At 49.1% G+C, this 26387-nt stretch carries 32 protein-coding genes and 1 pseudogene; 12 read left to right on the top strand and 21 right to left on the bottom strand.

The window, feature by feature from the left end; all coding sequences use genetic code 11:
- Positions 1-15: 15 nt before the first annotated feature.
- On the bottom strand, positions 16-237 hold the full coding sequence (locus L0M14_RS03920; protein ID WP_235120938.1) for a hypothetical protein: 222 nt from the start codon (positions 235-237) through the stop codon (positions 16-18).
- 110 nt (positions 238-347) lie between these two features.
- Here L0M14_RS03920 and L0M14_RS31380 point away from each other — a divergent pair, with 110 nt between their 5' ends.
- Positions 348-413: a putative holin-like toxin gene (locus L0M14_RS31380; protein ID WP_311198889.1), complete on the top strand. Its 66-nt coding sequence runs from the start codon at positions 348-350 to the stop codon at positions 411-413.
- A 150-nt stretch (positions 414-563) separates the two neighbouring features.
- Here the strand turns inward: L0M14_RS31380 and L0M14_RS03910 are convergent, their stop codons facing one another.
- From L0M14_RS03910 to L0M14_RS03870, 10 genes are all read right to left on the bottom strand, one after another.
- Positions 564-1685, bottom strand: coding sequence for a glycoside hydrolase family 88 protein (locus L0M14_RS03910; RefSeq protein WP_235120937.1), 1122 nt, complete (start codon positions 1683-1685; stop codon positions 564-566).
- An 18-nt stretch (positions 1686-1703) separates the two neighbouring features.
- Complete coding sequence (locus L0M14_RS03905) at positions 1704-2312, bottom strand: heparinase II/III family protein (RefSeq protein ID WP_405031038.1); 609 nt, start codon at positions 2310-2312, stop codon at positions 1704-1706.
- Between the two features lie 68 nt (positions 2313-2380).
- A complete protein-coding gene (locus tag L0M14_RS03900) occupies positions 2381-3574 on the bottom strand; it encodes a hypothetical protein (protein WP_235120936.1) in 1194 nt (397 codons plus the stop codon).
- 70 nt (positions 3575-3644) lie between these two features.
- Positions 3645-4193 carry a helix-turn-helix transcriptional regulator gene (locus L0M14_RS31375; RefSeq protein WP_311198827.1) on the bottom strand — a complete coding sequence of 183 codons (549 nt, stop codon included), beginning with the start codon at positions 4191-4193 and terminating at the stop codon, positions 3645-3647.
- An 82-nt stretch (positions 4194-4275) separates the two neighbouring features.
- Positions 4276-5259, bottom strand: coding sequence for a response regulator (locus L0M14_RS31370; protein WP_311198826.1), 984 nt, complete (start codon positions 5257-5259; stop codon positions 4276-4278).
- Positions 5252-5554 (bottom strand): sensor histidine kinase, encoded by a 303-nt coding sequence (locus L0M14_RS03890; RefSeq protein ID WP_235120935.1) that lies wholly within the window; start codon positions 5552-5554, stop codon positions 5252-5254. Before L0M14_RS03890 ends, L0M14_RS31370 begins: the two co-directional genes overlap by 8 nt.
- A 26-nt stretch (positions 5555-5580) precedes the next feature.
- Positions 5581-7077, bottom strand: a complete 1497-nt coding sequence (locus tag L0M14_RS03885) for a cache domain-containing sensor histidine kinase (protein ID WP_235120934.1) — start codon at positions 7075-7077, stop codon at positions 5581-5583.
- 77 nt (positions 7078-7154) lie between these two features.
- The gene (locus L0M14_RS03880) at positions 7155-8552 is read right to left on the bottom strand and encodes an ABC transporter substrate-binding protein (RefSeq protein ID WP_235120933.1); all 1398 of its coding nucleotides are present in this window, start codon (positions 8550-8552) and stop codon (positions 7155-7157) included.
- A gap of 115 nt (positions 8553-8667) precedes the next feature.
- Positions 8668-9507: a carbohydrate ABC transporter permease gene (locus L0M14_RS03875; protein ID WP_235120932.1), complete on the bottom strand. Its 840-nt coding sequence runs from the start codon at positions 9505-9507 to the stop codon at positions 8668-8670.
- A gap of 33 nt (positions 9508-9540) precedes the next feature.
- Positions 9541-10476 carry a carbohydrate ABC transporter permease gene (locus L0M14_RS03870; protein WP_235120931.1) on the bottom strand — a complete coding sequence of 312 codons (936 nt, stop codon included), beginning with the start codon at positions 10474-10476 and terminating at the stop codon, positions 9541-9543.
- Between the two features lie 226 nt (positions 10477-10702).
- Between L0M14_RS03870 and L0M14_RS03865 the strand changes: the two genes are divergently transcribed.
- On the top strand, positions 10703-12385 hold the full coding sequence (locus L0M14_RS03865) for a methyl-accepting chemotaxis protein (protein ID WP_235120930.1): 1683 nt from the start codon (positions 10703-10705) through the stop codon (positions 12383-12385).
- Between the two features lie 122 nt (positions 12386-12507).
- Here the strand turns inward: L0M14_RS03865 and L0M14_RS03860 are convergent, their stop codons facing one another.
- Positions 12508-12879, bottom strand: coding sequence for a MerR family transcriptional regulator (locus L0M14_RS03860; RefSeq protein WP_235120929.1), 372 nt, complete (start codon positions 12877-12879; stop codon positions 12508-12510).
- 111 nt (positions 12880-12990) lie between these two features.
- Here L0M14_RS03860 and L0M14_RS03855 point away from each other — a divergent pair, with 111 nt between their 5' ends.
- Both L0M14_RS03855 and L0M14_RS03850 read left to right on the top strand, forming a co-directional pair.
- On the top strand, positions 12991-13383 hold the full coding sequence (locus L0M14_RS03855; RefSeq protein ID WP_235122805.1) for a carboxymuconolactone decarboxylase family protein: 393 nt from the start codon (positions 12991-12993) through the stop codon (positions 13381-13383).
- Positions 13384-13522: 139 nt separating this feature from the next.
- Positions 13523-13630: a YjcZ family sporulation protein gene (locus tag L0M14_RS03850; RefSeq protein ID WP_235120928.1), complete on the top strand. Its 108-nt coding sequence runs from the start codon at positions 13523-13525 to the stop codon at positions 13628-13630.
- Between the two features lie 62 nt (positions 13631-13692).
- On the opposite strand, the gene L0M14_RS03845 is transcribed toward L0M14_RS03850, so the two are convergent.
- On the bottom strand, positions 13693-14955 hold the full coding sequence (locus L0M14_RS03845; RefSeq protein ID WP_235120927.1) for a mannosyltransferase family protein: 1263 nt from the start codon (positions 14953-14955) through the stop codon (positions 13693-13695).
- Between the two features lie 280 nt (positions 14956-15235).
- Between L0M14_RS03845 and L0M14_RS03840 the strand changes: the two genes are divergently transcribed.
- The 5 genes from L0M14_RS03840 (at position 15236) to L0M14_RS03820 (ending at position 18314) form a co-directional block, all read left to right on the top strand.
- Positions 15236-16252: a glycosyltransferase family 2 protein gene (locus L0M14_RS03840; RefSeq protein ID WP_235120926.1), complete on the top strand. Its 1017-nt coding sequence runs from the start codon at positions 15236-15238 to the stop codon at positions 16250-16252.
- Between the two features lie 4 nt (positions 16253-16256).
- Positions 16257-16712 (top strand): GtrA family protein, encoded by a 456-nt coding sequence (locus L0M14_RS03835; protein ID WP_235120925.1) that lies wholly within the window; start codon positions 16257-16259, stop codon positions 16710-16712.
- A 68-nt stretch (positions 16713-16780) separates the two neighbouring features.
- Positions 16781-17071, top strand: coding sequence for an alpha/beta-type small acid-soluble spore protein (locus tag L0M14_RS03830; protein WP_235120924.1), 291 nt, complete (start codon positions 16781-16783; stop codon positions 17069-17071).
- Between the two features lie 469 nt (positions 17072-17540).
- The gene (locus tag L0M14_RS03825) at positions 17541-17987 is read left to right on the top strand and encodes an Hsp20/alpha crystallin family protein (protein ID WP_235120923.1); all 447 of its coding nucleotides are present in this window, start codon (positions 17541-17543) and stop codon (positions 17985-17987) included.
- Between the two features lie 108 nt (positions 17988-18095).
- Positions 18096-18314: a hypothetical protein gene (locus L0M14_RS03820; RefSeq protein WP_235120922.1), complete on the top strand. Its 219-nt coding sequence runs from the start codon at positions 18096-18098 to the stop codon at positions 18312-18314.
- A 299-nt stretch (positions 18315-18613) separates the two neighbouring features.
- Here L0M14_RS03820 and L0M14_RS03815 read toward each other — a convergent pair whose 3' ends face one another.
- Positions 18614-19873 carry a hypothetical protein gene (locus L0M14_RS03815; protein WP_235120921.1) on the bottom strand — a complete coding sequence of 420 codons (1260 nt, stop codon included), beginning with the start codon at positions 19871-19873 and terminating at the stop codon, positions 18614-18616.
- 33 nt (positions 19874-19906) lie between these two features.
- Between L0M14_RS03815 and L0M14_RS03810 the strand changes: the two genes are divergently transcribed.
- Entirely contained in the window at positions 19907-20266 is a 360-nt protein-coding gene (locus L0M14_RS03810; protein WP_235120920.1) for a hypothetical protein, read from the top strand.
- A gap of 3 nt (positions 20267-20269) precedes the next feature.
- Here L0M14_RS03810 and L0M14_RS03805 read toward each other — a convergent pair whose 3' ends face one another.
- From L0M14_RS03805 to L0M14_RS03775, 7 genes are all read right to left on the bottom strand, one after another.
- Entirely contained in the window at positions 20270-20530 is a 261-nt protein-coding gene (locus tag L0M14_RS03805; RefSeq protein ID WP_235120919.1) for a hypothetical protein, read from the bottom strand.
- Positions 20531-20556: 26 nt separating this feature from the next.
- A complete protein-coding gene (locus L0M14_RS03800) occupies positions 20557-20799 on the bottom strand; it encodes a spore germination protein (RefSeq protein ID WP_235120918.1) in 243 nt (80 codons plus the stop codon).
- Between the two features lie 187 nt (positions 20800-20986).
- The gene (locus L0M14_RS03795; protein WP_235120917.1) at positions 20987-21307 is read right to left on the bottom strand and encodes a hypothetical protein; all 321 of its coding nucleotides are present in this window, start codon (positions 21305-21307) and stop codon (positions 20987-20989) included.
- Between the two features lie 188 nt (positions 21308-21495).
- Positions 21496-21720, bottom strand: coding sequence for a DUF1128 domain-containing protein (locus L0M14_RS03790; RefSeq protein ID WP_235120916.1), 225 nt, complete (start codon positions 21718-21720; stop codon positions 21496-21498).
- 110 nt (positions 21721-21830) lie between these two features.
- Complete coding sequence (locus tag L0M14_RS03785; RefSeq protein WP_235120915.1) at positions 21831-22469, bottom strand: TetR/AcrR family transcriptional regulator; 639 nt, start codon at positions 22467-22469, stop codon at positions 21831-21833.
- 62 nt (positions 22470-22531) lie between these two features.
- Positions 22532-23170, bottom strand: coding sequence for a YigZ family protein (locus tag L0M14_RS03780; RefSeq protein ID WP_235120914.1), 639 nt, complete (start codon positions 23168-23170; stop codon positions 22532-22534).
- Positions 23171-23328: 158 nt separating this feature from the next.
- Positions 23329-24684 (bottom strand): glucose-6-phosphate isomerase, encoded by a 1356-nt coding sequence (locus L0M14_RS03775; RefSeq protein ID WP_235120913.1) that lies wholly within the window; start codon positions 24682-24684, stop codon positions 23329-23331.
- A gap of 185 nt (positions 24685-24869) precedes the next feature.
- Between L0M14_RS03775 and L0M14_RS03770 the strand changes: the two are divergent.
- Positions 24870-25747: pseudogene (locus L0M14_RS03770) on the top strand (NAD(P)-dependent oxidoreductase); the annotation flags it as partial.
- A gap of 27 nt (positions 25748-25774) precedes the next feature.
- A complete protein-coding gene (locus L0M14_RS03765) occupies positions 25775-26161 on the top strand; it encodes a PilZ domain-containing protein (protein WP_235122804.1) in 387 nt (128 codons plus the stop codon).
- Positions 26162-26387 lie beyond the last annotated feature (226 nt).

The following is a 26387-nucleotide window of genomic DNA, read 5'->3' as shown; positions in this document are numbered from 1 at the left end:
CGGAATAACGAGGAATTACAAAACCATATCGTCATCCAAATGAGGGGCTTCATAGGGAATCTGCAAGTATATGGCGTCTTGTACAGCATTCTTCCATCGCTCTGCTTGTGAATACAGTTGATCTTCCACTTCTTGTATTCTCACCTGGAGCTGATCCATATCCCCGGCTCCGTTCTGCAAAGCCTTTTGCAGCATCGTACGCTCTTCGAAGCTTTGTGCTAATTGGTAAAGCAGCATCACATTCCCACCTCGGCGCTTGGTCTATTAGCAGCAAGTATGCCCAGAATCGGGAATATGTATGCCAAGAACGAAAGAGCGAATATGAAATATATGATTCTACCAAAAAGATGACGTTAATGTTCATGTTCGGCATGTTCATTCTCGCGTTGCTCACCTATCTCAAAAAGAAATAGACCGCCCTCTGACAAAGGTTAGCGGTCTATTCATATAGCCATAATCCAAGCCACCGCCCTTAAAAGCGGCTGTTGTACAAGGAGTCGGCTGCAACCGGCTCCTTTTCTTATTTTTATTATAAATCTTCCCAGCTATTCACGCAATCCTCGCTACTCCCAGAAGATCAGCTTCGCGCCCTTGAGGCGGGCCAAGCCCTCGACGAAATAGTAGTCGCCGTAAATCAGCGGCACATCAATATTTTTCCCTTCCGGATAGTGGCTCGTTCCATTCAGGATGAGGCCTTCTTCCGCTGGATCATCCCAAGCTCCATAGTTCGTGTACAGCGATTCCAGGATGCGCTCACCGGCTTTCCGGTATACCTCACTCTCTACAGCAGGTACTTTGTCGGCTAAAAGAAGCAGTCCGCTTGCGGCACATGATCCTGCAGAGGAGTCGCGGTACTTGGTAATTTCAGGCGGCAGTCGGAAATCCCAGTGCGGCACATGATCTTCGGGCAGTTGAGAAATAAAGTAGTGGGCAACGCGCTTGGCTGCGGCCAGATAGGTCTCTTTCCCCGTATGATGATAAGCCAGGGTGAGGCCGTACAGCGCCCACGCTGTGCCTCTTGACCAACCGGACTCAGGCGCGAACCCTTGACCTCCAAGTCCTTCGATGCGCTCTCCAGTGACGGGGTCGAAATTCACGATATGATACACCGAACCGTCCGGACGGATAAAATGCTCAACAACCGTGTCCAAGTGAGCCTCTGCGATGTGCCGATAGCGGGGATCTCCGCTTTCCTTCGACGCCCAGAAGAGCAGCGGCATGTTCATGCAGCAGTCGATGATCGCAATGCCGGCGTTATCCTCTCCTTCTCTCCAAGGGTTCCACGCGCGAATGTAGCGGCCTTGCAGGTTAAAGCGCGCAGCCAGCAGATTGGCTGCCAAAAATGCTCTGCGCCTAGATTCTGGCGCCTGGTTCAGCTTGTAATTCGCTATGCTGGTCAGCGTCCACATAAAGCCCATATCATGATCAAGGCGATAATAATCGTGCAGCACCTGATCGAGCGTCTCTTCGCACTCCTCGGCCAGCTTCCTTAGGCGCTCATTACCGCTTTCGCTGTGCAGGAGCCATAAAATTCCCGGCCAGAATCCGGCCGTCCACCAGTAAGGCTGCTCCAATACATACGTTCCTCCATTGCTTGCATGAGGAAATTGTGAACCGATACGCTGGCTGGTCCGCTCTACCTTCTCTAACGTCTTTTGCCATGCTCCCTCTACCCAATTATGCATCTTCGCATCTCCTTGACCTTATATAGATTCATGAATATATTCAAAGCGCACTGAAACGACGGTCGTCTCCGCAGGCTGCTTAACACTGAAATCAATCGCATACCACGGGGTTGGAACTCCAAAATGATCACTATACACGGATGGAACAATCACAGGATGAATCGCATCCTGGTCATAATGAATCCGAAGGCTCTGCCCATTACTTCCTGGAACGACAATAGTGCCTGCCGATTCCTGCAAAGGCTCGGTTCTTGTTACAAAACGCTCCACGATGCTTTGCGGCTCGGCTGTAAACGCATACGTGTCAACTAGCTCCAGCACTGGCTTCTCGGACTTGTGCCAAACGAATCTTCTTACAAGCTGCCGCAAATGAGGCACTGTGTAAGCTCCGGCTATATCGAGCTCGAACACATCCGCTTCCTCCGTCAGTTCCACATTCTGTACAACCGCTTTATAAGCCTGCCCCGCTTCTTGCAAACACCCATTAATGATAGGTACAGAGTGCCCTAATGAGCTATTGCAGGCATACGTATACCTCTCCGCGCCAAAGTAGCCCGCTGTGTATTCCCCGCTGCCCAAATCTGCGATAAAGGCCTCTCCGCTGCAGGCAAGGATGAACTGTCCCACATCATTATGATTATGAGGCTCATCGTTATGCCCTCCTTTAGCGGCAAAGCCATATTCGCCTTGTGTGCTTACGTTCCGGGATACAAGCCACTGAGCATGATCGAGATAATAGTCAGCCGCCCCCCATGTGGGACTTCCTGCGCAGGCTGCGCCCAAATGAGATTCCGCAGCGCCGGAGCGAACCGCGCGCAATGATCCTCCGTGAACGGAGCGCGCAACTCGGCAGGGGCCGGAGCCACATCCGGATAAAGCTGCGACAAGTAATGCGACAGTCCAAGGTGTACGCGTGTGTACTGCGATGAATCGGAGAAATTAACGGTCAAATCACCGGTTAAATAACTTTTTTGCTGAAAGAGCGCGATTTGGTGCACCTTACCCTGATCGAAAAGGTTCACTCTTCCCGAAGTCCGTTTCTGAAGCAAATCGGCAAAATAAGTGAAATATCCGAAGCCGTAGTTCCAGTAGCCAATTCCTTCCTGACAGGCTCCGTCCTCGCCAAAGCCCTTCAAATAACATTCCATACTGCCCAGAGCCTTGCTGATGATCTCCGTCAGCTTCTCTCCCTCTTCAAGGAGCAGCAGAGCTGCTGCGCCAATGGAGCCGGCACATACTGCCGCCCAGTTATGCTCCGCATCTTCCCAGTGGTAAGGGCCATGCTGCAGATACGGCCTGAATAAACGGAGGGAAACCTCCTCCTGAATCCGGCTGCGCAGCAGAGGAGGCAGGGATTCTCCCGCCAAGTTCAACAGCTCGCTGAGCGTAAAGCCAGTCTCCGCCGCAAACAAGTCGATATGTGTCCTCCGCTGCTTTCTCCCCCAAACAGATTCATCCCCGCTATCAAACGAACCGTCTGTCTCCAGACTTCCTCTGAGATGTGCAGGGAGACACCAGGAATATTCATTGCATACCGACCAAATGATGTCCTGAAGGGCATCGCGGTACTGCTCATTCTCCGGCTCCAGCAGAGTCAGCAGACCAAACGTCGTCAGTCTCCGTCTTCGATCAAAATAGACCTTCTCGAAAGCAAGCCTGTTTCCGTTTTCTTCAAAAAGCTTAAATAGCGAATAGGAAGACTCGGGAACCGGTTCAAGCAGCAACCGCTCTCCTTCCTCTATGATTTCTCGGATCAAAGCCTCATGAGGGGATGAGCAGCGCAGCGTCCGCCAATAATCCCTAGAGTCCGCTGTGGAAAGCAGAAATTCGGCGCTGACCGGCAGCAAGCCTTTCATGCCACTGCCAATGTCACTATGCTCTGCAAACATAAAGAGTCTCCTTCTTGGGAACTGTTAGTTGCCTATATCTATTCGATGCCGATAGAAGCCCATTCAACTTTTACCCCCGGTACTCCAGAGGCGTCACGCCGGAATGAGTCTTGAAAATTTTAATAAAATAACTCTGATTGTCATAGCCGAGCAGCTCGCAAATTTTACCGACAGAATGAGTTGTTTGATCAAGCAGCTCCTTCGCTCGTTCCATCTTCATACGAGTGATGTACTCAATGAAGGTTTCTCCCATTTCTTTCTTGAAGAGCCTGCTGAAATAGCTCGGGTTGAGGAACAGATGGTCCGACACCTCTTCCAGACTGATTCTCTTATCGAGATGCAGCGATACATATTTGCAAGCCTCCGCGACCTCCGGACGCAGATTGCTCGCGCTCGCCTTGCCGGTCCAATCTACAACCGCCCGCAAATGCTCGAACAGCCATGCCTTCATCTCGGAGAGCGAGTCAATATCAATAATTTCCTTGTGAAGCGTATCCGCCGTATAAGCGGAACGGGTAATTTGCCTGGATTGAAGCTTCAGCTTCATATCGAGCACGAGCTTAAGCATCCAGTCCTTCACGGTTTCCGGTGGGTATTCGCCATCGCTAATTCGATCCATCCAAGCTTCAACAGCACTTCGGATTTCATCTTCTCCCGATTTTTTGACAATCAGAAGCTCCCGGAACTCAGAACTGGCTTGATCATAAAAAGTAAACAGATCCTGACCCTGTTTCTGCAGGCTTAGAAGCTTTCTTGCGGATCATCGAGCCCGGAATCTGATAAAACCGCTGCGCATCGTTCTCCAGTAGTGGAAGCAGCTTGGCCTTGAGCTCTTCAGGACTGTCTGCGCTGTCTCCAATCACAAAGCTCATTTGAAGCTTCAGTGTTTTAAGAAGAGCCTCCTGAATCGTCTTCAGCGCAATAGCGATTTGGTCATAGACATTCGTTTTCAGGTCGGGACGGTAAGAGAACAGCAGGATGGATTCCTTGGACCCGTAGCCGATGTGAAGACCTTGTATGTGCAAGGACTGCATAACTTCCTCGAGCACGTTGTTGATGGCGAAGCGCAAGGTTTGTACAGATAGGAACCGCAGCTTGGCTTGGCGAAACGACTCGACCCGTCCCACGGCTGCAATGCAAGAGCTTCCCTCTTCCAGCAAACCATAGGAAGCCGCTTCTTTTCTCCACTCCTGAGGGGATAACACCGGTTGATGCAAAAAATTGCGAATCCACTGTTCTTTACGCACTTCCCTGGTTTCATCGACCATATGCAGGAGACGGGATTGTTGACCGCTAACCTGTTGTTCCGTATCTAAGCTTTCCTTAAATTGACCAAGCAGCCTCTCCAAATCAACAGGGTTAAGCGTATCCTTCAATAAGTACTCCTGTACGTTCATGCGCATCGCCTGCTGGGCAAACTGGAATTCACTATGGCAGGAGAGAATGGCAACACGTACATTCGGCTTCTCTTTTTTTAACAAACCGATAAACTCCAATCCATTCATCTTGGGCATTCCGATATCCGTAATGACAATATCCGGCAAATCCATGCGCGCTTGCTCCCAGGCATCCAAACCGTTATCATGCGTACCGATCAGGCGGAGGCCGAGCTCCTCCCAAGGAATCGCCTCTGACAGCAGCTCAATAACCGGATAATCATCGTCAACCAACATAACCTTATACATCCTCTGCCTCCTCTCGATACGGAATCTTCATGACAATGCAGGTGCCGTCGCCTGGATTGCTAATGACATCCAACCGGAATCCATCACCGAAGGTGAGCTTCATCCGTTCGAATACATTTCGCAGTCCAATGCCGGAGAAGCCGCCGCCTAGATCCTCCTGGCCGGAATCCGGTGGGGGACTTGAACTGATTTTGGCCTTTAAAGCCTCTACTTGCTGGACCGACATGCCTGTTCCATTATCTTTAATCGTCAGATGCAGCATTTTATTCTCCAGCGTTACACGAATTTCAATCATGCCAGCGCTCCGGTTCAATCCATGAATCAAGGCATTCTCGATAATCGGCTGCAAAAAAAGCGCGGAACCTTTACTAAAAAGGCATTAGAATCCACATCGCAAACCAGCTGCGCTTCTTCCTTCTGACGCATATTCATCAGACTCACATAGCTTCCAAGCAGATCGATTTCCTCATGCAGGGTGATCACGTCTTTGTCTTGGCTTACCGTCATTCGAAGCAGCTTGGATAAAGAGCCGATCATCTCCGCACTTTCCTGATCCCCGCGGCGCATGACCTTCATTCGAATCGAGTTCAGCACATTGAAAAGAAAGTGCGGGTTAATCTGCGCTTGCAGCATCGCCAGCTCCGCCTTCCGCTTTCGGGACTGTGTGTCCGACACTTCATGAATCATGTCATTAATCTTATCGAGCATCTGGTCAAATGAAAATCCGAGCCTCCCTACCTCGTCCTGTCCATGAATACCCGTTCGGATCAGCAGATTGCCCTTCTGAACTTTGGTAGCCGCCCGCCCAAGAAGTACCAGCGGCTTGGTAAACGTACTGAGTAAATACAAGAGAAGCAGTAAAAAAATCAAGAAAAATATCAATTGAAAGCTGAGAACTTTATTAAAAATGGTGCTTATATTCACGATCGCTTTCTTATAAGGCTGCTGATAAACCAGATGCCAATCTGTGAAGGAGAGCATCTGTTCCGTGATGAGATAATTCTCTCCCTCTATGGGTACAATGCTCGACGCTTGATTCCGTTCATTAAGTCTGGAATAGTCATACGTTGTTCCAACCATCTTCGGATCGGGATGGGATACGATATGATTGCTGCGGTCAACAATCATCACTTCCTCCTCCGTCGACAGCTTGTCAAAAATCTGATGAATCTGATTCTCCATCACCGTGACTATCACATAGCCCAGAATGGATTGGTCCCCATTCCGTATGGTTCTTACGACCGAAATTTGATAAGGACTGGGATGATCAAGCTGATCTTGCTGGAACACGGCCGGAGTCGGACCTGTCCAATAAGACTGGAATCCCTTGAGCCTCTCCACTTCGGGAAACCAGCTTTCCTTATAGAAATTTAGAGGATTATAGTCAGCTTGCGAGTAGTTCGTGAAGTATCGCCCGTCGGCCAGCAGAATCGTGACATAAAAGCGATCCGTCCATGTACCGATATTCTCCAATTGCTCCGTAATCCTGTTTTCTTCCCGGAACCTGTCGTAGATGTCCGCTTCATTGGAACCGTGCTCATTAGGTACGATTTTGAAATAGGTGCTGAATTGTGTGTTGGATTGCACGTAGTTGGCGATATTCAGCATATTTTTGATCATGCCTGTCACCAATTGATTCACAAGCATCAGGGATTCCTGTGCATTGGAGGTGGCTTGCTTCTTGACCGCATCCTGCGTCCAATAATTATAAAAATACAGAGAACACGCTGCAGGCAGCAGAATACACGCAAGCGAAGCTATCATCAGCTTGTATCGAATCGACCGAAAGGTGAACGCGCTACGAATACGGTTCCACATGAAAAGCAACCCCTAACCCTTAAAATAGAAATATGGGGCAGTTGTTAGCCGCCCCATATTTCTATCAGTATACCAAATTATTTTTTGTTTGCGGCGATAATCTGATTCGTGCGATCTTGAGAGTTTTTCACCGTTGTATCGATATCCTGTTTGCCGAAGATCAGCTTCTCGAACTCTTCGTTCAGCGCTTTGTAAACTTCAGCTTGATAGGAAGCTGCAGGAACCATTTGAGATGCTTTCGATACTTGTAGCGTCTTGATCAAAGAAGCCTTGTCGACCTTTTCAGGGTTTTTCGTAGCGCTTAGAATCGTATCGATGATTTTAGTCAGGTCCTCAGATTTCACTTTGCTCCAGGATGGAACGTTCTTACCTTGAACAAGCTGACCTTCCGTTGTGTACCAACGAACGAATTTGTACGCTTCTTCCTTATGCTTGGAACTAGCCGCTACGGATACGAAGTCTGTTGTCACAGGCGTGTAACCGATCGGATCGCTCGCGTTGTTTTTAGGGAATGGAGCTACAGCTACGTTGAAGTTCAAAGGTACCTTCTCCGTTCCGCCAAGCTCTGTATTCATCCAGCTGCCGATGGCCAGCATACTAGCGGATTGGTTAAAGAATTGTGTGCGGTAAGCAAGTTTCTGGGAAATCATATCTGCGTAAGGAACCGCGGATTTGTCTTCTTTCTCCATTTTGACACGAAGCTCAAGCGTTTTCTTGAAGTTAGGGCTATCCAAGTTGGAAGTTCCGTCTGCTTTCAGAATATCGGAATCCTGGGGTTGGTTTTCCATAGCCAGTTTCAAGTATTCCAGCCAACCGCCGTTTTGAGGACCGTGGAAGTATGTTCCGTAACGTTTGGAGGTTCCTTCGCCTTTCGTCAGTTTTTTCGCATAATCTGCGAAATCGTCCCAAGTCCAATCCGTAGGTACTTTCAGTCCTGCTTCATCCAGATGATCCTTGTTCAGAAGGACATACCATGGGTTGAATTTACCAGGAAGCGCATACACTTTGCCGTTGAGGTGAGTATCTACTTTGTACTCTTCTTCTTCTTTGTAATTGCCGTCCTTGGCGATGAACTCATCAATAGGGGCAGCCATACCCAGGTTTACACGCTGTGCATAGCTCGCAGGGTCACTGAACATCACGATATCCATCGTTTCGCCGGAAGCAGCAGCCAAGTCAAGCTTTTTCGTTGCTTCTTGGGTATCGCCTTTTTCACTCAAGCCCACAAGCTCTACTTTAATTCCTGGGTTCGCTTTTTCAAAAGCTGCGATCGTTGGCGTCCAGTTATACGTTGTATCCCTACCGTCAAATGCATAGAGTCGAAGATTTACCTGTTCTTTGGATGCTGACGTCGCTTGACCGCCAGTAGCCGCCGGTGTGGAAGCGCTGTTATTCGACGGTGCGGAGCTGCAGCCCGCCACGACACTAAGTACGAGACCTGAAGCGACTACACTGGACCATAATTTCTTTTTCATAGAAACCCTCCTTAGTTTATCTTGCTCTGTTCATAGTTCAGATTATATAGGTTACTGCTAGAAACCTCATGATCGTAATTTGACTGTTTTGCAAATATTTTGACTTTATTCGCTATTAGCCTTTCACACCGCCAACGGCAATACCCTCGATGACACTCTTCTGTCCAATGATGAACACGATGATCAAAGGAAGAATGGCAGACACGGTACCAGCCATAATCAGGGAGTAGAACTCGCCGCTCATGGAAGTGAATTTTTGGATAGCAATTTGCAGAGTAAGCAATTTCTCAGAGCGAATGAAAATCAGCGGATTCTGATAATCATTCCATGTCCAAATGAAGCGAAGAATCGCGTAAGTAGCAACAGCAGGTCTGACTAGCGGCAGAGCGATGAAATAAAAGATTTTGAAATGACCCGCTCCATCGATTTTGGCAGATTCAATGTAATCATTATGCAGTCCCATAAAGAATTGGCGCAGCATGAATGTCCCCAGTACACTGAAGCAGCCCAGCGCGACCAAGCCCAGATGGCTGTCGAACAAACCGATCGCACGGTATAAAATGAACTGCGGCACCAAAACCGCTTGTGTCGGAATCATGTAGGTGACAAGTACAATCAGGAACAACCACTTGCTTGCTTTAAATTGGACTTTGGAAAAGCCGTAAGCTGCCAGTGATGAGATCAGACAGGAAATCAGTGTTGTGAGAACGGCAACCTTGATCGAGTTCCAGTAATATAAGTAGAACTTGCTCTCTCCCAGCCACACTTCTTTATAATTCTCAATGGCCCTCCATTCATGCGGAATCCATTGCATCGGATATACGAATACCTCCGACTCCGCTTTGAATGAGGTCACAATCATCCAAATGAACGGCATTAAGAACAAAATACTTCCGGCAAACATAATCAGCGTAATGATAGACTTGCGGATATGTTCTAGTGTTGTAGAATTCATTGCGGCTCTCCTTTCTTGGCTCAATCAGCCCTATTAATAATTAACCCATTTCTTCTGCGCAACCCATTGCCCCCATGTGATAAGAAGGACGAAGAGCAGTAAGACGGTAGCCATCGAAGAGGCATATCCGATTTTTAAGTTCACAAAAGCTGTATCATAGAGATACCATACCATCATGGAGGTGGAACCGATTGGTCCGCCTTGTGTTAGAACGGCAATGATATCAAACACTTTAAACGTTGAGATAATTCCCGTAATCAGAAGGAAGAACGAAGTTGAAGACAGCATCGGAAACGTAATCTTCGTAAATTTGGTCCAAGTGTTCGCTCCATCGATATCCGCAGCTTCATACAAGTCTTTCGGTATAGATTGCAATCCTGCGATATAGATGATCATGTTAAATCCAATCGAAGTCCAAACGGTAATCATCATGATAGAGATAAGCGCAAAGTTCGGATCTGCAATCCATTTCGGCGGGTCGCTGATCCCGATCGATTTCAGAAACTCATTAATCGGTCCATACGATGGCTGAAACAGCACCTGCCACACGACCGCTACCGCTACGATACTGGATACATAAGGCATAAAGTAGGCAATTTTGAAGTAGCTCTTGGCGTACACATACTTGTCGATCAAGATCGCAAGTATCATCGAAATGATCATGTAAATCGGCACAGCCAGCAAAAATACCAGGTTATTGCGGACCGAGCGAATAAATTGCATATCGTGAAATAATTTTTGAAAATTCTCAAATCCTGTCCACTTGATGCCGTTCCAACCTGCTACAAAGTTCCAATCTGCGAAACTGAGTACGATCGTCGCCAGAATAGGCAGCAAGATCAGCACGCTTACTCCAATCAGCATAGGACTGACAAATAGGAATCCTGCCAACGTCTCCCCTTTTTGCAGGGAACGGGAACGTTTGCGGGTAGTGACCTTGGCGTTCACTGCTGCAGCTTGTTGTTCCATACCTTTCACCTCGTCGTGTATTGATATGTTCTCATTATAAAAAAATTTTTCACAGCATGATGACGGTATTTTGATCAAATCCAATACTATTTTTACATCTTTGCAGTGGAAGCATTTAACAGGTATGAAACAAATTACGACTTTTATTGATGTTTTTCGACAAAACAACCGATATAATGGAAGAAGAGTAACTGATATAAATATTCGGGAGGGTAAATAAGCAGCTATGCGCATAACAACAAAAGTTTTGACTGCAGTCGCCTCTTTGGCAGGACTTAGTATTGCTCTAAGCCTCGCCATGTTCGTACAAAACCAATTAACGGAAAAAGACTATAACCATGTCATCAATCAGCAGGAAGAACAACGATATGTCATCCGTTCCATTCAATTCCGTTTAGCAGGAATGTCCAATGATGAGCGGGCGCTGCTGCTGACGGGCGACACCGGTTATCGGGATGAAATCTTGAGTAAGCGAGAAGATACTTCCAAGCTGCTCAAAGAATTGGATTCCGTAAGCGATGTGCAAACAGCTGAGTTTCGAGAAAAATTGAACACGAATTATCAAGCCTATCTGAGCGCCAGTGATCTAGTTCTATCCGCGGCTGCCAAGGGTAATAAAGCTGAAGCCTCACGCATTCATCTGGGAGATGAACGTAATGCCCGCAAAGAGCTGGACCCCGTGATCAGTGATCAGATGAAGCAATTGGAAAGTGATTTGAACGCACAAATTGACATTATTCATGCAAGAACTTCCGCACAAAGAACCGAAATTATGGTAGTGCTGTTGTTCACACTGCTAATTGCAGCTGTTATTGGACTCATCATGATACGAACGCTCCGCCCCCTACGCAGAGTCGCTGATCAGCTTCAGGATATCGCTTCCGGCGATGCCGATTTAACCGTACGCATAGACCTTACATCCAAGGACGAAATCGGTGCGGTTGCCGGTGCTTATAACCTGATGGTCGAGAAGCTGCAGACTCTTTTGCTGCAGGCACGAACAACCGCCAGCCACGTAGCCGCCTCCTCGGAGCAAATGATGGCAGGTGTGGAAGAATCCAATAAAGCCATGGAGCAAATCTCCACTTCCGCCCAGCAAGTCGCTGAAGCTTCAGAAGATCAAATGCGGCAATCCGAGCAGGCCATGGACATAACCGAACGACTGAATAACGGCATGCAGGAAATTAATGCAAACAGTCAGCAGGCGGCCAGCTTATCAGAGTCGGCTACCTCTCTTTCCAAGAACGGGGTTTCATCTGCAAATGAAGTGCTCAGCCAAATGCAAGTGCTTAATCAAACTGTTCATGAGACGGCGGGAGTCATTCGCAAGCTCGGGGAACGCTCCGAAGAAATCGGCAGCATCGTGATGCTCATTCAAGACATCTCCAATCAAACCAACCTGCTTGCGCTTAACGCTTCTATTGAAGCAGCCCGAGCCGGAGAAATGGGCAGAGGCTTTGCCGTAGTGGCGGGTGAGGTACGCAAATTAGCTGAGCAATCGTCGCAATCTGTGTCTAAAATCAATGAACTGGTCTCTTCGATTCGCGAAGAAACTCTCCTTGCCGAGAAATCCATGGAGCAGGGAACACACATGGTCGCTGTGAGTTTGGAGCAGGTGAATGCGGTCAATCAATCATTCATTACGATCGATAGCTCTATCACCCATGCAGCCGATCGGATGCAGCAGGTATCCACCGCCATCGAGCAGGCGGCTACCGGAACTGTCCACATTGCGGGTATGCTGGAGAGTGTCAATTCAAGTTCAATCAGATGGGCCAGCTCCTCACAAGAAACTGCTGCGGCCACTGAAGAACAGCAGGCCTCCATGGAGGAGATGGCGGCTTCAGCTGCATCCATGACGCGAATGGCCGAAGAATTGTCTGCTTTACTTAGCAAATTTAAATTGTAAGAAAAGATAAGAGCAGAGCTCCTACTAACGAGGACTCTGCTCTTTATTTTCTTCCTTTGCAAAATTGATATTTGGATTGCATACATACATGTGACCTAATCAGGGAGAGCTCGCTCTTTCTTTTATGTTCCCTCCTCCATCCGCTTATAAAGAAGTATTTTCTTCTCAATGCTGCCCGCATGCTCAAGCAGCTCCTCGATATGCCGCTTCACTTGGTGATGATGCTCCTCAAGCAGCCTCCGCCTCTCCGTCACAGTCGAATCCCCTTGGCTGCGCAGCTGAGCATACCGCTTCATCTGGGCTATTGGCATCCCCATATCTCTGAGCCTTATCAAAAATTCCAGCCACGACAAATCAGCTTCCGTGTATTGCCTATAGCCGCTGGCGTCCCTGGAAACATGTCGCATTAAGCCTATCTTCTCATAGTATCTCAGCGTATGGGCACTTAAGCCGGTATGCTCGGAGATTTGTTGAATATTCCATTGTTTATCCATGCTTCTAGTATACCTCGAAAAAAAAGCTGCGAAAACCACTTGCATTAGAGCGCGCTCTAAGCCTTACCATAAGCGTATGCTTTTTATACGAATGGAGGAATAGCGATGACAATGACTGGCACTGAACGCTTTGAAAGAGGCTGGGAAAAATTGATGGAGGTTGACGGAGAAGGCGGCAAACGTGTGGTCGATTCCCTTCAGGCCGTAGCCCCGGATCTGGCACGATATGTAATTGAGTTTGCTTTTGGAGATATCTACTCACGGGAGGGGCTGACGTTACAGCAGAGGCAGCTGGTCACGCTTGCCGCGCTGACAGCTCAAGGCGGATGCGAGCCGCAGCTGCAGGTACACGTGAATGCTGCGCTCAACGTAGGTCTCACCCCGCGTGAAATTGTAGAAGCTGTCATGCACTGTACGCCATACTCAGGATTCCCCCGGGTTCTCAACGCCATGTTTGTGGTGAAACGAGTCTTCGAAGAACGACAGCTGATCGAGGAGGTTTAGCATAAACCAAGTAGGCCTCCCCCCGTAATATTCGTACTAGCCGTATGAAAAGAGCAATAACATTTTTGGGATACGGGACATTCATCCATACTCCTTCTAGACAAAAGACATATAGTGTATGGTGAAGGGAGGGATTTACATGAGTTATGGTTGCGGAACTGGAGTTGGTTACATGAGCACAACTGTAGTCCTTGTTTTATACATCCTCTTGGTTATCGTTCTTAGCACATTTGGATTCGGACTGTAATAGCATACAAAACGGCTGGACGTTCCAAGACGTACCAGCCGTTTCTCTTGTTTGAACGACATTTAGATGACAAAATAATAGCCGTTAAAATAACCGATGGTCGTGATCACGTTGAGTATGATAAAGAACATGAGATACAGGAGTCTGACGTTGTCGTGCTTTGCTGAAAGACTCATCAAATACATATAAAAAGGAAGACTGACCATCATATAACGCACTACACTGACCAGAAACAGCGGTTGACTGGAAAACGGAATCACGATAAGCAGAACGCCGTATATGTAAAAAAGCAATTCCTTTCGATCCCGAAGCAGCTTCTTACCACTCGTCAACAGATAGGCGATGAAGATGACAAAGACAGCAGTTGAAACTGTAAAAGCAATCAAGCCATTGTCCCAGCCATCAGGCGTGGAGAAATAGGGATTCTTCAAAAAACCAACATAGTTTGTAAAAGGGGCTGTGGTATAGCGGAACCAATGCAGGCTTTGCTCATGGAAGGGAGCCAGCCAATCTCCGGTGATGCTCTTCATGTGCAGCAAATAAAGGCCCATTGGAACAAGAGACAGCATACTATAGAGCGCATATTTCAAGTAGCGCCGCGTCCAGTGAAGGCCTTCATCTAAACAGATCGTCCCCAGTACAAAGGCAAGATTCACAAAGCCCGGAACTCTGGTTACCGTCGATAAGCTTGCCGCGAGAAATGCAAGCCCATACTGCTTATTCCCGGAGTAATAAATGGAAGCCGCGGACAGCAGCAGAAACAAACTCTCCGTATACGGAACAGAGTAGTAAAGGGACGAGGGATAAATCAATATCAGTAGGAGTACGCTGCCCGCTTGGCTTCTGCTAAAACCCCGCTGTAAGGCAATGGCATATACGTAGAACAGAGCCCCCAGTAAAAAAAGATTGGATAAGATCATACCGACAATGGATGGATCCAGCCTAATGATTATACCTGACAAATAAATAAGCAAAGGGTATAAAGGGAAAAACACCCAATTGGCTGCCGTATGCGGCTCATCCATCTTCACTTGATCGTAGCCATGCTCCGCGATTTTTAAATAGGAATAGGTATCGAATTTAATAAAATCTTCAAGCTCCAGTTTCCTCGTACTGTCCAGCTTCTCAGGCAGCTTCATCGTCCATTCGGATACACTGCCTGGTGCATCTTGCTGATAAGTAGGCCGCACCGAGAATTCGCTGAACAAATTCATTCCAACATAGCCGGTGAAGAGCAGCAGCGCTCGGCTAATCAGCATCAGAACAACAACAGACATCACGATGCGAACGGACATCGGCTTCTTCGCCCGATCCACTCCATCCATCTTCCTCACAACTCCTCACACTTTCCTCATATCCTTACCGGTGAACATTCGCTTAACAAATTTCACTTTACGGCCTTACAAGATGAAGTCCAAGTTAATTTTTTTGTAAATACCTCCTTTAATAGAAACATCATCCATATTTATAGCGTTTATTAGATGGACGCAGCTAGCGAGCAAATGGTTTTCATTTATTAAATTAAAATTTCGCTGACGTTTGCGCTATAATGAATGCAAGATATGGAAAAGCTAACCTACTCTTCAAGGATGGAGACGAAGACTTGTGACTAATCCCGTTTTAACCATCGTCGTGCCCTGCTACAACGAGGAAGAAGTGCTGCCAGAAACAGTATTTCAACTGAGCGGCGTTCTGGACTCATTAATCGAGGAGCAGCTGATCTCCTCTTCTAGCACCATGCTGCTTGTTGATGACGGCAGTAAGGATGCGACATGGCCATTGATTGAACAATTTCACTCGGTTAACCCCTTTGTAACAGGACTCAAGCTGGCCAGAAATGCCGGTCATCAAAGAGCTTTGTTGGCAGGACTCATGAAAGCTAGGAGCTACGCCGACTGCGTCGTCTCTATTGATGCGGATTTACAAGATGACGTGGATGCAATCCGCGAGTTTGTTGTCCGATACCGCGAAGGCTATGATATCGTATATGGCATTAGACAAAGCCGCTCTACGGATACCTGGTTCAAAAGAGCCACTGCGCAAGGATTTTATAAGCTGATGACCCGAATGGGCGTCAACATTCACTATAATCATGCCGACTTCCGACTCATGAGCAAGCGGACGCTGGATGAGCTTGATAAATTCCAGGAAGTGAATCTATTCTTACGCGGCATGGTCCCTTTGCTCGGCTTTCGTTCTACGAAAGTGTATTATGACCGCAAGGAGCGGTTTGCGGGAGAATCCAAGTACCCGCTCAAAAAAATGCTGGCTTTTGCCTTCGACGGCATTACATCGTTCAGCGTTACACCTATCCGCTTTGTAACTGCGATGGGATTCGTTCTGTCCGCGCTTAGCATTGTCGCTGGCATTTACGCAATTATCGGCAAACTCTTAGGTTCTACCGTAACCGGCTGGACTTCGCTTGTCCTCTCGGTTTGGCTGATCGGGGGCGTGCAGCTGCTCGCGTTAGGGTTGATTGGAGAATATGTTGGAAAGATTTACAAGGAAGTCAAACGCCGTCCTCTATATATCATTGAAAAAGAAGCGATATCAGATAGCACTCAGCTTGCACAGTCCCATCACCAGCATCTAACCAAGTCGGCACCATCATCAGGTAGTTAATAAGATGAAACATTTACGACGTTTATTAACGGGCAGCTTCGTTCGCTTCCTGCTCGTGGGCGTACTCAATACACTTGTCGGACTAGGGAGCAGCTTTGCGTTTTTTAACCTTGCACACCTGAATTACTGGCTATCCACTTTCGCCGGCAACACGATCGGAGCTATCGTCAGCTTTGCCCTGAATCGGACCTTCACGTTCCGGTCTGAGGTCAGCATAAAGAACAGCTGGTGGAGATTTGCAATCGTCATCGGCTGTTGCTATGGTATCTCCTATGGATTCAGCTGGTTCCTTGCAGGTACAGCGTCCCGCCTGCTTCCAGGGGTAGGTCCTACTCTCCTTCACAATGCAGCTATTTTAGTCGGAAACGGTTTGTATACGATTGGAAATTATTTAGGTCATAAATATTTTACGTTCCGAAGTTTTGCCTCCAATGCCCCGGCAAATCCTCAGCAAAGCTGAAATTACATGAGGAGGCATTCTGCTAAATATCCCAATGCAAGGGTATCCTAGCCATGAGGTGATCAATCATGGCTCGAAGAAGAAGCAATCGGGCGATAGTCCCCGGTTCCGAGCATGGCTTGGGCCAGCTTAAGGCCCAAGTGATGAAGGATAAGGGCTACCCCGTGAACCCAGATCGTCCCGATCTGGTGAAGTACGAGGTAGCCCGCACGCTAGGCGTGCCGCTTACGCCCGGCTATAACGGGCAGCTGCGATCCGAAGACGCCGGCCGAGTCGGCGGTCCGATTGGCGGCGCTATGGTGCGCGAGCTCGTGCGCATGGCGCAGCAGCAGCTCGCGCAGCAGCGTACAGAGAGGTAAGATAACTCCTAGCTAAGTGGGTGGAGCCTTAGCTCCGAAGCAATTCAGGTACTTATGCGGGGTCTCTACACCTGCAAGTTCTAGAATGGTAAGGAAAAGCGGCGGTCCACGGACCGTTGCTTTTTGATTTTCGCTTTGTTACACATTTTTGTTCCTATTCAAATATCGTTCTGTAGCGCCACTTGGTAGCACGCTGTAACAACACGCGATTCATGGGAGCGCATATGAGTTACTTTTTCCGACTCGTTAGTAAACATGATAGGATTTGTTGTTAAAGAGAGTTATCGGAATCACGAATAGGCAGTATGTTAGGGCGGCCGCCCTGATTTTTAATAAATGAAAATTGAAGCTCAATCGTTTTGGAAGAAGCTTAGTCTACGGAGAGTATGCCATATTCCGCCAAGAGCTCACATAGGCTAGAAGGAGGTCAACTTCGAAACGTAAGTCTGAAGTCAGTAGGTGATGCCCATTGAAGCCGAATAATAGCAATCGTACGCCCAAAACCGACTGGAAAGGGCTTCAAGCACAAGCAGGCGATGTGCTGGGACCTGATTTCTGGCAGGATATTGCCAGCGTCCTCCCGCTTACCGGCCCCAGAGTCGATATGTATGAAACGGCCAATGAAGTCGTAATTATCATCGAGGTTCCCGGACTCTCCTCACCTCAGCAGGTGCAGCTCTCCGTCGTCGAATCGAATCTGGTTATCAGAGGGACTCTGGTTCGCCCTTACCAAGTGTTGGATGAACAAATGAAAATGTCCGAGCGGTTTTTCGGTTCCTTCGAAAGGCGAATTCCTCTGACCGGAAGAGCGCTGACAGATCGAATGCAGGCCCGATATCATAACGGTTTGCTCATTATACGAATCCCCTTATCCCCGGCATCAGGTGAAACTCAGATCCCCATTCACTTCACCTAACGTTTGGCCATCACGGCTAAGCGTTTATTGGATTACACAAAGAGGGATAAATGCTCCGGTTGTCCCCATATATATAGAGTAATCAGAGTCATCAAGGAGGCATTGACCATGGTACATATTCGATTTCAAAATATCCATATAGACTCCATCCAAGACTCTTCAAGTGTCAATAAAGGGGATAATCGAATTGTTGGACGCAAGCATCACAGTAAGTCCAATGACGGCTTCGGCGAAATATCCGGTAAAAACAATCAAGCGGCAGCGAACTCCCATGTTGTCATCGACCGGGACCGAGTTGACACCCCTCAGCACAATCGAAAAGGCTAAATTATGGGTATGTGGTTTTTTAAAAAGCAGACGCCGCCCAGTAAACCCGCTCATGCTGCTCCAGTCCCTACTCCTATTCCTAGTCAGACTGATTTCCCTACTCAGGCTCGTACTCCTTATCAAAAAACAGTAAAGGAGCTGACGGCTGTCAAAGAGCAATCCATGGTCAAAGATTTAGAAGCCAGGATTCAGAAATTAGAAGAACGATTGGCAGATATTCATTCGAAAAGGCCGGAAATCCGCATCGATACACTGCATGTGCATCAACCTGTCCTAGAAAATTTGACCTTTCGTCTCGATCATATCGATATCAAAGAGTTAAGTGGCTCTCTCAATCTGGGTAACAATTTCGGCGCCAAGCCGAACACCTCTTCAAAAGAGGGAGCCGATCGCGCGGCGAGCTCGGGCGCGGCCGGATCCGCGGAGGCTGCTCGCGCGGCGAGCTCGGGCGCGGCCGGATCCGCGGGAGCTGCTCGCGCGACGAGCTCGAGCTCGGCCGGATCCGCAGGAGCCGATCGCGCAACGAGCGCGGGCGCGGCCGGATCCGCGATGGCAGCTCGCGCGGCGAGCTCGGGCGCGGCCAGATCCGCGGAGGCCGCTCCCGCGGCGAGCTCGGGCTCGGCCGGATCCGCAGGAGCCGCTCCCGCGGCGAGCTCGGGCTCGGCCAGATCCGCGGAGGCCGATCGCGCGGCGAGCTCGGGCGCGGCCAGATCCGCGGAGGCCGATCGCGCGGCGAGCTCGGGCTCGGCCGGATCCGCAGGAGCCGCTCCCGCGGCGAGCTCGGGCTCGGCCAGATCCGCGGAGGCCACTCGCGCGGCGAGCTCGGGCGCGGCCGGATCCGCGGAGGCTGCTCGCGCGGCGAGCTCGGGCGCGGCCGGATCCGCGGGAGCTGCTCGCGCGACGAGCTCGAGCTCGGCCGGATCCGCAGGAGCCGATCGCGCAACGAGCGCGGGCGCGGCCGGATCCGCGATGGCAGCTCGCGCGGCGAGCTCGGGCGCGGCCAGATCCGCGGAGGCCGCTCCCGCGGCGAGCTCGGGCTCGGCCGGATCCGCAGGAGCCGCTCCCGCGGCGAGCTCGGGCTCGGCCAGATCCGCGGAGGCCGATCGCGCGGCGAGCTCGGGCGCGGCCAGATCCGCGGAGGCCGATCGCGCGGCGAGCTCGGGCGCGGCCGGATCCGCAGGAGCCGCTCCCGCGGCGAGCTCGGGCTCGGCCAGATCCGCGGAGGCCACTCGCGCGGCGAGCTCGGGCGCGGCCAGATCCGCAGGAGCCGCTCCCGCGGCGAGCTCGGGCTCGGCCGGATCCGCAGGAGCCGATCGCGCGGCGAGCTCGGGCGCGGCCGGATCCGCAGGAGCCGATCGCGCGGCGAGCTCAGGCGCGGCCAGATCCGCGGAGGCCGATCGCGCGGCGAGCTCGGGCTCGGCCAGATCCGCGGGAGCCGATCGCGCGGCGAGCTCGGGCGCGGCCAGATCCGCGATGGCCGATCGCGCGGCGAGCTCGGGCTCGGCCAGATCCTCTGCCTCCCCGGCAGCGGAGCGAACATCGACCGGACTCCGCTTCAAAGTTCCATCCAATCCTTCTGGAGGTGCTTAATCATGTCATCCTTCATGTCGCCCAATTTCATTATTGGCTCGATCCGAATTGGATCCGTCGAGAGTGCCTCCTGCATCAATATGGGCAATAACTGGCCTACCGGATTTGAAAGCACGCAGAAGACCGTCCAGGGCTTCGGCTCCGTCGCTGGCGACCACAATCAAATTGTAGGTACCCGCTCTCTGCTGAACGATTCCGATTTCCTAGATATGTTGAATATTGAAGGTAATGAGACGCCGGAGTGGCTTCAAGAAATAATTGTGAACAGCTCAGAAGCCGCTGGCTTTTCCATACCTGAAGATACTCCCTCTCCTTCTGAGGAAGAAGAATCTTCATACCAAGAAACACCTTCCGCGAAATAACGCTCAAGCACGCCCGATAATAAAGTCACCTTTGGTATACGGGGCATCAATAATATCGTTATCGTAGATGGTGTTAATACTGCCGCTAACTTGGTTGTTCTCGCCGCTCACAGAGCCTTGGGCGCTATTCTCCTTGCTGTTGCAGGACCATAGCAATTGCGTATTGGTGCCAATGAAAATTCCTGAGGAGTTTTGAATCGAGATCACATGAATCTGGTCAAATTGAATGGACGGCGGCTGAACAGCAGCAGCTGCAGCTCTCATCAATACCTCCCTGTTCATCCCATCACCTACGCCTGATTCGTAATTGCCGGTTTGAAATCCTGATCGTTAATCGGAGCATCAATGAAGTCGTTATCGTAAATAAAGTTAACCGTGTTAGCTACCATGACAGTCCCTATATTCTCTCCCGAGGCTATGTTGTTTTTACTGTGCGCATCCCAACTGGACTGAGCGTTCTCCCCGATTCCGATGGTTGCATTGGTATTGAGCGAGTTAATATTAATCATGTTGAACACGATGGAACTTGGCATACTTCCACTCCTTCCGCAGGTAGGCTGGAGCCTATACTTGGCGAAAACCTATATGTTAGCCTATTCCACCATGGAAGGATAGGTGCTGATTTTTTCCAAATACCCGCCGCGAAAAAAAAGAAGAAGGGCTCTATCTTCATCCAGACAGAGACCCTTCCTATTTACTTGAAGCGAAAATAACGGAGCTTTAGAACCAGAAGCCAGGGCCTCCGAAGCCGCCAAAGCCGCCGCCATATGGGTAGCCTCCAAAACCTCCACCGAATCCTCCGCCAAAGCCGCCGTATCCTCCATAGGCATACGGAGCCGTGCCTACTGCCAACAGATCAAACAAAACAAGCGGAATAATGGCTTTTGTTTGAACTTTTTTTCCTTTTTTAGGAGCCAAATATAGTGTATGTCCGCTGATCCGAACCAATTTCCCCGATACTTGTGTTCCGTCTTTTTTCAAGGCAAAGATTTCTTTGCCCACCAGCTTTTTAACGTCATCTTTGCGAATCTTAGTTGACATGTACGTCCACCTCCTGTAGTATCAGCCAGTCATTTCTCTATACTGTACGCATAAGTGTGACAGGGTGATTGGATAATTGTCCGTTACGCTCCTAAAAAATACGCAAAGATCCCGCGCCAACACGAAAAAACGAGCTCTCTTTTTCCAAGAGAACCCGTTCCCAAACAGTAGCCGCTACAAGCGTAGGATTACGCTTTTCGCAGTTTACCTAGCTCAGAAGTAATCGCGTCGATTTCGCTGATGCTGAATTTATCCTTGCTCACGACCATATCATACAAATCCTTAAGATCCTCGTAGGCATCCTGCTTCATATTCGAAGCTTTAATGGATCCGCCGGTCGCCATGCGAAGCTTCTTTTTTATTTCTTCAAACATAAATTCGACATTTTCTTCAGACCATTGATTCAAATCCATTCGTAACCATTCATCCTTTCCTATGCACGGGTCGTCTTCCGCTATATTGTAACACGTTTGTCTCAAAAAAGAAGGTCACCAATATGCTTAGACGCTGCACCGCACTAAACTTATGCGGAAGGATTCACCAAGGAAACATGAGCACGCTGCTGATCCAAAGAATCGATACCTACACTTATACAAATTAAACGTACATGCTCTTCTGCCAGTTTACGCACTTCTTCATAGGTTTGACCGAACTGAATGCTGTAGGAGATAAAACCGTGTAAAGACATAAACAGATTCCAAGGGAGCATATACTTCTTGCTTTCCATTCCATGCTGGCTTGCGAGCACCTGCCTGATAACAATGGCAAACATCTCCATACACTGTGCCTGCTCTGTTCGGGAATACTGCTGAAGCTCAGGCTCGTTAATCATAAACATCATTTCGTAATGATTCGGGTTATGAAGTCCAAACCATATGAATTCCAGCATCAGCTTGTGAAGCAAATTGACATTAAAGCCCTGCTCACGCATAATCATTTCCTTTTGCCGCTGCAGAAGCATGGAAAAGTCATCCTTGATTAAGGCATAAAACAGCTCCGCCTTATCATTAAAATGATAGTACAAAGCTCCATGACTGTAACCCATTGCTTTTGCAATGCTTCGCATCGTTAAAGCGCGATAACCGTAAGTATTGAATAATTCCCGAGATTCCGCAAGAATCCTTTCTCTGCTAAGCTCTTGTGCGACTGCTTTCCTCGCCATCCTAATCCCTCCGCATCCTCAGCTGTATGAAATTGTCTCTCTGGTCCTTCAGAATCTGCCGATTACGGCAGACTCTTATGAAACTTGTACTCGCACTCTCCCATAACGACAACGGCTTGACCCTGGGTAATATCCGTTACCCAACTCACAAACGACTCCGCTTGGTCTGCTATCGGGTAGCAAGTAGCGGTGACCTTATCCGTAAATCCGACGTCTCCGAGCAGCATTCCCTGATTCCTAAGTTCATTCTCCAGCTTTCCGTACCACGTGTAATCGACCTCGACCTTAACTAGACGATGATTGACCTTGTACACCGGCTTCGCTGCTTCAATGCCCGCCACAGCTCCATCCGTATACGCACGAATGAGTCCGCCCGCTCCGAGCATAATCCCTCCAAAATACCGAGTTACGACGACTGCGATATTTTTGAGTCCCTGATGCTTAATGACCTCCAGAATCGGTTTGCCGGCAGTACCGCTAGGCTCCCCGTCGTCCGACTGCTTCTGAATTTGGTCTCTTTCTCCGATCACGTAAGCCGAACAATTATGAGTAGCAAGTGCATGCTCTTTTTTAATAGAGTCAATAAATGCAATAGCTTCCTCTTCCGACTCTACGGGCCTAGCGTGACCGATAAATCTAGATCTCTTAATAACAATTTCTGACGATCCGTACGATTCAATGGTTTTAAAATGTGCTAACATAGCCGACCTTTCCAGAATAGAAAGAAACACCTGTTTCATCCATTCTACACATATCAGAATAGTTCTACAATATAGCAAGAAAATTTACCACATAAATTATGGAAAAAGACAGAGATAAAAAAACGACCGCCCCCTAAGGTTTGATCGTTTTTTTTCTACTAATTTTGCAAGCGAGCTTCCAGCTCAGCCTTTTCTTTCTCATAGCCCGGTTTGCCCAGCAACGCGAACATGTTCTTTTTATAAGCCTCAACACCCGGTTGGTCAAAAGGATTTACGCCGAGCAGATAGCCGCTGATGCCGCAAGCTTTCTCGAAGAAATACACCATATAACCGAACGAATACGGCGTCATATCCGGCAGTGTAACGATCAGATTAGGCACTCCGCCGTCTGTGTGAGCCAGCATTGTTCCTTCAAAAGCTTTCTTATTGACAAAATCCATCGTCTTCCCGCTCAGGAAGTTAAGACCGTCCAGATTATCGCTGTCCGTACCGATGGTAATGTGGTCTGCGACTTGATCGACCTGGATGACCGTCTCGAACAGAATACGATTACCCTCTTGCACGAATTGACCCATAGAGTGAAGGTCTGTTGAGAAATCAACGGAAGCCGGATAAATCCCTTTGTTATCCTTGCCTTCGCTTTCGCCAAAAAGCTGCTTCCACCATTCGGAGACAAAGTGCAAAGACGGTTCATAGTTGACGAGAATCTCGATCGCCTTCCCTTTGCGATACAGGGCATTACGAACCGCTGCGTATTGATAGCTGAGGTTTTCACTCAGATTAGGGTTCGAGAATTCCTTGCGCGCGTCAGCCGCGCCTTTCATCATCGCTTCGATGTCAATGCCAGCCGCAGCAATCGGCAGCAGTCCTACTGCAGTCAGTACCGAGTAGCGTCCGCCTACGTCGTCGGGGATAATGAAGGACTCGTAGCCCTCAGCTGTCGCGAGCGACTTAAGTGCGCCTCTTGCTTGGTCCGTTGTTGCATAGATGCGTTTGCGTGCTGCTTCCTTGCCGTACTTCTTCTCAAGCACTTCACGGAAAATACGGAATGCAATAGCCGGCTCAGTTGTTGTTCCGGATTTGGAAATAACGTTAACGGAGAAATCTTTGCCTTCGAGCAGCTGCAGCAAATGAGTAACATAGGTAGAACTGATATTGTTACCCACGAAATAAATCTCAGGAGTCTTACGTTTATCTTTAGGAAGAATATTATAGAAGGAATGCGACAGCATCTCAATCGCTGCACGGGCACCCAGGTAGGAGCCGCCGATCCCGATCACGACTAATGCATCTGAATCAGATTGGATTTGTTTCGCTGCAGCTTGGATGCGAGCGAACTCTTCACGATCATAATTTTCAGGAAGATCCACCCATCCTAAATAATCGGAACCTGCACCTGTTTGGTTATGTAATTGATCATGTGCCGCTTTCACCTGCGCAGCCATATAATCAACCTCATGCTGAGAAATAAAGGATAATGCCTTACTGTAATCAAACTGCAGTTTAGTACTCAATACTCTCTCCTCCACTCTATTTTTTTCCTTTTCCTAGCATACTTATTTGGTCGCATAAATGCAAGCAAGAAGAAGGGGGTTTCACATGCTCCAATGATGCCTTCCAGATTCTTTGAAGTTCTTGCGCACTCCCGCTTTCGCACCGCCTATCCGGCATGATAAAATGATGCTTGAGGTGATACTCCATGAAGCATATTGGATTCATTGGGCTTGGCACTATGGGCAAACCTATGGCAGCCAACCTGATTCAAAAAGGTTATACCGTAACCGTATATAATCGGACCGCCGAAAAAACGGACGAGCTTGTCAGTATGGGTGCTGAAGTCGCCCGCACTCCTGCAGAGGCTGCGCAGCTGCGGATGTGCTGATTACTATGATCAGCAACGATGATGCTTTGCTCGAGACGTTCTACAGCGAACACGGGATTCTGAGCGGGCTGCACCCTGCGCTCACGATCATCGACTCCAGTACCGTCGCTCCGCAGACGAGCCAGCGGCTCGCAGAAGAGCTGGCTGCCCATTATGTAGATTTCCTGGACGCTCCCGTTACGGGCAGCAAGCCGGCAGCAGAAGCCGGAACGCTTACGTTCATGGTTGGCGGCAGCAAGGAAGTATTCGAAGAGCATTATGATCTGTTCATGGCTATGGGCAGCAAAGCACTTCACCTGGGCCCTTCCGGGTCGGGCTCATATGCCAAGCTGGCGCACAACACCATGGTTGGCATTAACATGGCAGGACTTGCTGAGGGACTAGCCATTGCGACAAAAGCCGGTGTGAACCCGGCCCAGTTCCTGGAGATTGTCCGCTCGGGAGGGGCGAACAGCAAGCAAGTTGAACTGAAAGGCGACAAAATCATCGATCGCGACTTCAGCAATCAATTCTCTCTGAAGCTAATGCTGAAGGATTTGCTTCTGGCAGGAGACCTGACAAGCAAGTTCCAGCTCCCTTCTCCCATGCTGCATTCCGCTGCCTCTCTGTATCAAATGGGCTTAAGCAAAGGGCTTGGCGAAGAAGATCTGTGCTCTGTGGTTCAATGCTATGAGGACTGGATTCAACAGCAGGTCGTACGCCCGTCCGAGGAAGCTGTGCAGATGAAGGAAGCTGAAGCACCAGCCTCAGTCTTATCCGGACGCGAACGCCGTAGAGATACGCGAGTCAAGCTGGATATCAAGCTGCTGCTTTCCATTTATCAATGGGAGCAAGAGGGTTCATTCTCCGGTCAAAATATCGAGGGCATCTTGTATGACCTGTCTGAAAGCGGGCTGCAAATTTCTTCCGAATTCCCGCTTGCCCCGGATATGTTTATTGTCATTCACTTTCCACAAGAAGCGGAGCTGCCGCCAATTACAGCTCGGGTCATTCGCATCGAATCGAAGGACGAACAGTTCCGCTACGGCTGTATGCTGTCAGGGCTTCCGCCTTACGTGCGCATCAAGCTGGAGCAGTATATCGAACAGAACATTGAGCGTGCGCTGTAATCATGCGGGTGCTGCTTAACTGAAAAGAGCCTGCGGCTTTAGATCCGCAGGCTCTTGAGTTTGTTGATAAAGTGTTCTCATTACGAGCTTCAGTAGCTTTTCTCCGATTGCTGTTGACATTTTGTTATTTGATTGAATAAGTGCCTTCTAAGGTGATAACGAAACTGTCCAAGGCAAACGCTACGCTTCTCCGAAAACTACTGAGCCCTCCATTTCTCTTTATCAC

This window comes from Paenibacillus hexagrammi (assembly GCF_021513275.1).
Lineage (GTDB): Bacteria > Bacillota > Bacilli > Paenibacillales > NBRC-103111 > Paenibacillus_E > Paenibacillus_E hexagrammi.
The sequence above is the reverse complement of the archived record's forward strand: the minus strand, read 5'-3'. Positions and strand labels throughout refer to the sequence as shown.

Excerpts from the sequence above, each read along its gene's own strand:
- L0M14_RS03920 (WP_235120938.1), bottom strand. The coding sequence starts at position 237 with ATGCTGCTTTACCAATTAGCACAAAGCTTCGAAGAGCGTACGATGCTG.
- L0M14_RS03910 (WP_235120937.1), bottom strand. The coding sequence starts at position 1,685 with ATGCATAATTGGGTAGAGGGAGCATGGCAAAAGACGTTAGAGAAGGTA.
- L0M14_RS03900 (WP_235120936.1), bottom strand. The coding sequence starts at position 3,574 with ATGTTTGCAGAGCATAGTGACATTGGCAGTGGCATGAAAGGCTTGCTG.
- L0M14_RS31375 (WP_311198827.1), bottom strand. The coding sequence starts at position 4,193 with ATGGATCGAATTAGCGATGGCGAATACCCACCGGAAACCGTGAAGGAC.
- L0M14_RS31370 (WP_311198826.1), bottom strand. The coding sequence starts at position 5,259 with ATGTATAAGGTTATGTTGGTTGACGATGATTATCCGGTTATTGAGCTG.
- L0M14_RS03890 (WP_235120935.1), bottom strand. The coding sequence starts at position 5,554 with ATGATTGAAATTCGTGTAACGCTGGAGAATAAAATGCTGCATCTGACG.
- L0M14_RS03885 (WP_235120934.1), bottom strand. The coding sequence starts at position 7,077 with ATGTGGAACCGTATTCGTAGCGCGTTCACCTTTCGGTCGATTCGATAC.
- L0M14_RS03880 (WP_235120933.1), bottom strand. The coding sequence starts at position 8,552 with ATGAAAAAGAAATTATGGTCCAGTGTAGTCGCTTCAGGTCTCGTACTT.
- L0M14_RS03875 (WP_235120932.1), bottom strand. The coding sequence starts at position 9,507 with ATGAATTCTACAACACTAGAACATATCCGCAAGTCTATCATTACGCTG.
- L0M14_RS03870 (WP_235120931.1), bottom strand. The coding sequence starts at position 10,476 with ATGGAACAACAAGCTGCAGCAGTGAACGCCAAGGTCACTACCCGCAAA.
- L0M14_RS03865 (WP_235120930.1), top strand. The coding sequence starts at position 10,703 with ATGCGCATAACAACAAAAGTTTTGACTGCAGTCGCCTCTTTGGCAGGA.
- L0M14_RS03860 (WP_235120929.1), bottom strand. The coding sequence starts at position 12,879 with ATGGATAAACAATGGAATATTCAACAAATCTCCGAGCATACCGGCTTA.
- L0M14_RS03855 (WP_235122805.1), top strand. The coding sequence starts at position 12,991 with ATGACTGGCACTGAACGCTTTGAAAGAGGCTGGGAAAAATTGATGGAG.
- L0M14_RS03850 (WP_235120928.1), top strand. The coding sequence starts at position 13,523 with ATGAGTTATGGTTGCGGAACTGGAGTTGGTTACATGAGCACAACTGTA.
- L0M14_RS03845 (WP_235120927.1), bottom strand. The coding sequence starts at position 14,955 with ATGGATGGAGTGGATCGGGCGAAGAAGCCGATGTCCGTTCGCATCGTG.
- L0M14_RS03835 (WP_235120925.1), top strand. The coding sequence starts at position 16,257 with ATGAAACATTTACGACGTTTATTAACGGGCAGCTTCGTTCGCTTCCTG.
- L0M14_RS03830 (WP_235120924.1), top strand. The coding sequence starts at position 16,781 with ATGGCTCGAAGAAGAAGCAATCGGGCGATAGTCCCCGGTTCCGAGCAT.
- L0M14_RS03820 (WP_235120922.1), top strand. The coding sequence starts at position 18,096 with ATGGTACATATTCGATTTCAAAATATCCATATAGACTCCATCCAAGAC.
- L0M14_RS03810 (WP_235120920.1), top strand. The coding sequence starts at position 19,907 with ATGTCATCCTTCATGTCGCCCAATTTCATTATTGGCTCGATCCGAATT.
- L0M14_RS03805 (WP_235120919.1), bottom strand. The coding sequence starts at position 20,530 with ATGAGAGCTGCAGCTGCTGCTGTTCAGCCGCCGTCCATTCAATTTGAC.
- L0M14_RS03800 (WP_235120918.1), bottom strand. The coding sequence starts at position 20,799 with ATGCCAAGTTCCATCGTGTTCAACATGATTAATATTAACTCGCTCAAT.
- L0M14_RS03795 (WP_235120917.1), bottom strand. The coding sequence starts at position 21,307 with ATGTCAACTAAGATTCGCAAAGATGACGTTAAAAAGCTGGTGGGCAAA.
- L0M14_RS03790 (WP_235120916.1), bottom strand. The coding sequence starts at position 21,720 with ATGGATTTGAATCAATGGTCTGAAGAAAATGTCGAATTTATGTTTGAA.
- L0M14_RS03785 (WP_235120915.1), bottom strand. The coding sequence starts at position 22,469 with ATGGCGAGGAAAGCAGTCGCACAAGAGCTTAGCAGAGAAAGGATTCTT.
- L0M14_RS03780 (WP_235120914.1), bottom strand. The coding sequence starts at position 23,170 with ATGTTAGCACATTTTAAAACCATTGAATCGTACGGATCGTCAGAAATT.
- L0M14_RS03765 (WP_235122804.1), top strand. The coding sequence starts at position 25,775 with ATGAAGGAAGCTGAAGCACCAGCCTCAGTCTTATCCGGACGCGAACGC.